The following is a 3,085-nucleotide window of genomic DNA, read 5'->3' as shown; positions in this document are numbered from 1 at the left end:
AAGAAGAAGACGGCCCCAGGCTGGACGCAACAGGCGTGCGGGGCGCGGTTTTGGTCTGTAAGGTCGTGGTTGAGGGAGCAGCCTGCATTGCCGGACCGGCCGCGGCCGAGTGGTTCGGTCCGGGCATGACGGCTGGCTTGGGTACCTCGGGAAAAGCGGGAAACGCGGCTTGTCCGGCGCCGGGAACGATGCCGGCGAGGGACAACGCAGCGACGACAATGGGCAAAACGTGGCGAACAACAAACATAAACGATCCATTACGGCATATGTGATAATTATTATAATTGCAAGAACTTTCGCCCGAAAATTGGTCCTTGCTTCTTCCGAGGTTCCCCAGGCGCCACGGCGGCTGGCGTGACCGGTTCAGCCGTTCCGGCCCGACATTTCCTTAAACCGGGCTCCCCAAAAGCCGTAACGAGCACATAAACGATTCAGAACCCCGACTGTCCCCGGTTTTATGAGCCTCCTTGTTCCGAATGGATTGCAAATCGGCTATCGAAAGCGCGTGGTGGCTACGGTAAAGGGCGAGTTTGCCTTTAACCCCGCTGAAATCACCCTGCTCCTTGGTCTGAATGGGGCAGGCAAGACGACGCTGATGAAAACCATCAGCGGCCTGATTCCGCCGGTGGAAGGCAAACTGCCCGCGACCAGAGCGCTTTACCTTTCGGAAGAGGTTGACTTCCCCCCTAACCTCTCGCCGCGCGAAATCACCGCCTGCCTGGCGCGCACCCGCTCGGAACGTGCGCAGGCGAACCGCTGGCTGTGCACGCTGCAAGTCGAGGACCGGGCCTACGGCAAACTCTCCAAAGGAAACCGGCACAAGGCACGGCTGGTGTTCGCCCAGCTTACGGCGTTGAGCCGGCGAATGCCGATCGTCGGTTTGGACGAACCGTTTTCGGGTCTGGATTTTGTCGCACGGGAGCAGCTCATCCGGGACTGGTCGGACCGCCGCAGGGAAGCCCCGTGGCACCTGCTGATCAGCATTCATCCGGCTGAAATTCCCTTTGTCCCGCACCAGATGATCGTGGTGGCTCAAGGAGAAATCCGCCCGGTGCCCGTCCACACCTCCTGGAGCGAGCTGCGGGAGATGCTGACGGCGGACCCGGCCACCCCCCTCGCATGCTCATGAAAAGCGTTTTCCAACTTCACCTCCGCCAGATCTACCGGGAGAACGACTGGCTGCTTCCACTGCTTCTGCTGGTTCTCGCCTTGATTGGTGCGCCATTGCTGACGCCGAGCAACGAGGATCCGGACTTGACTTTCAGCAGCCGGACCCAGCTGGTCTGGGCGACGGCCTGGTTTTGTTCCATTCTCTACACCGGCTTTGTGAGTGCCAAGCTGGGGGCGTTCCAGCGCAATAAAGGGTTGCGGGAGTTTTGGCGCAGTTCCGGGCTTTCGGACCACAAGTACTACCTCGCCCTCTACGCGATTCCTTTGTTGCTTAACGTCTTGTTCTTCGGGACGGCGGCCGTGCTGGCCGTCGGGTTCGGCCGGAATCCTGAAGTCAGCGTGCCGGAATGGGCGGTGGTGAACCTGCAAGCGGTGATCGTGGCGATCCTTGGTCAGGCGCCGGCTTCGGCGCTGGTGATCGGACTGGCTAACCGGCTGGACACGGCGCCTTCATTCACCTGCGGCTTGCTTTTCAACCTCTACGGGTTGTACGGGATGGGCGCGATCGACCAGATCCGGGGCGGCGACGACGCCCGGCTCAGCGTGATCGCGGACCTTTTCTGGACCGTGGGCCCGCACCTGCATTTCGCCGATTTCATGAACCGTTTGACGTTTGGCTGGGGGGCCTTGCCGGCGAGGCCGTTCTTCTATGTCAGCCTCTACCTTGCGGCCGTGTCGGTCATCGTTGCGGCCCTGAGCGTCCGGCTCTGGCGTTACCGTACCAGCCGTTAGACAGATGATGAAGACCGTCGTGATCGCGAGCGTGGCGGTAGCCGTGGCGGCCTTTGCCCAACTTCACGTCCGCCGGCAGGCCTGGGCACCGGAACGGGCCGAGGCCTGGAATTGGATGGCGCTGGACGGTAGCGGATTCGGCCGGGCCCTTTCGCGGGCCGGGGTGAGCAAGGCGGATGTATCGTGGCATCACGGATTGGTTTTTGGCCGTCCCAATCGGGCGTACAACCCTTTGTCGAGGTGGCTGGATGCAGGGATGAACTCCCTCGGGTTTGGCGGCCGGCTGGCGTACCGGCCCGTCGCGCTGTACCCGATCCGGCCTTTCGAGGTCCGCGAGGTCTTGCGAACCACCGAGCGAAGGTTGCGCACGGCGTTCGACCTGGATCCCGGTAATTACCGTGCCTTTGCCGCTTACCTGTTTTTTCTCAATAACGAAATCAGCGAGTCTGAGTTCGGCAGCGCGGAACCGGCCGGGCGGCCGCCAGACCCGGTACCCGCGCAGGCGGCGAACAACAATAACGACAGCCGCGCGCATGATGAGGATGGCGGCGACGCCGATGGCGGTGACGATGACGATTTCGAAACGGCCGCAAAACTCAGGTCCTGGATGGGGGCGGACCGGCGGCAACGCCTGCTGCGTGCATTTGCGATTACCGATCAAGCGTTGGACAGCGTGACTGAGAAAGACCGTGACCCGGAGCGCCATCTGAACCGCGCGATGGTGATCTTCGACCGGTTTATGTTGCTGGCGCCATCGGTTGAGAGTCGCAGGGCCTCATTATTCGCCCGGTGCCTGTTCGAAACTCAGGCGATGGATGCACTTGGCCGGATGCGGCAGGAACTTGGCAGGACCCAACTCTGCCTGCAGCGCCAGCTGCAATCGGGAGAGTGGAAACAGCGCTCGACCGCGCGGCAGGCTGATTTCTGGCGATCGGCAAAGGAGGCCGCCCGGTACGCTCGCGCCCTGCAGGAAATGCTCGTGAGCAATCGTCAACTCGAATCAGAGTCCTTGAAGAGCCCGGCCGCGCCGGTCCTGTGAAGGGGCGGCAGAGGGCGTTGCTCCCGGCTTCTGCCGCCCCTTCAGCAAATCCAACCCGGCGGGGCCAGCGTTTCAGGCGTCCCTACAGGACGCGATCGCTCTTAAATGCCCCTTCCAGGGACTGAAGTCCCTGGCTAACCTCAG

3 protein-coding genes are annotated in these 3,085 nt (G+C 62.0%); all 3 read left to right on the top strand.

Going from position 1 to position 3,085, the window contains the following annotated elements; all coding sequences use genetic code 11:
• Positions 1 to 457: 457 nt before the first annotated feature.
• Genes JO015_05455 through JO015_05445 form a run of 3 tightly spaced genes read left to right on the top strand, consistent with a single transcriptional unit; the run spans position 458 to position 2,941 of the window.
• Positions 458 to 1,129 carry an ATP-binding cassette domain-containing protein gene (locus tag JO015_05455; GenBank protein ID MBV9998544.1) on the top strand — a complete coding sequence of 224 codons (672 nt, stop codon included), beginning with the start codon at positions 458 to 460 and terminating at the stop codon, positions 1,127 to 1,129.
• Positions 1,126 to 1,902: a hypothetical protein gene (locus tag JO015_05450; GenBank protein MBV9998543.1), complete on the top strand. Its 777-nt coding sequence runs from the start codon at positions 1,126 to 1,128 to the stop codon at positions 1,900 to 1,902. Before JO015_05455 ends, JO015_05450 begins: the two co-directional genes overlap by 4 nt.
• 4 nt (positions 1,903 to 1,906) lie before the next feature.
• Positions 1,907 to 2,941, top strand: a complete 1,035-nt coding sequence (locus JO015_05445; GenBank protein ID MBV9998542.1) for a hypothetical protein — start codon at positions 1,907 to 1,909, stop codon at positions 2,939 to 2,941.
• The last annotated feature ends 144 nt before the right edge of the window (positions 2,942 to 3,085 follow it).

This window comes from Verrucomicrobiota bacterium, assembly GCA_019247695.1.
GTDB lineage: Bacteria > Verrucomicrobiota > Verrucomicrobiia > Chthoniobacterales > JAFAMB01 > JAFBAP01.
This window is presented reverse-complemented; position numbering and strand designations above follow the sequence as displayed.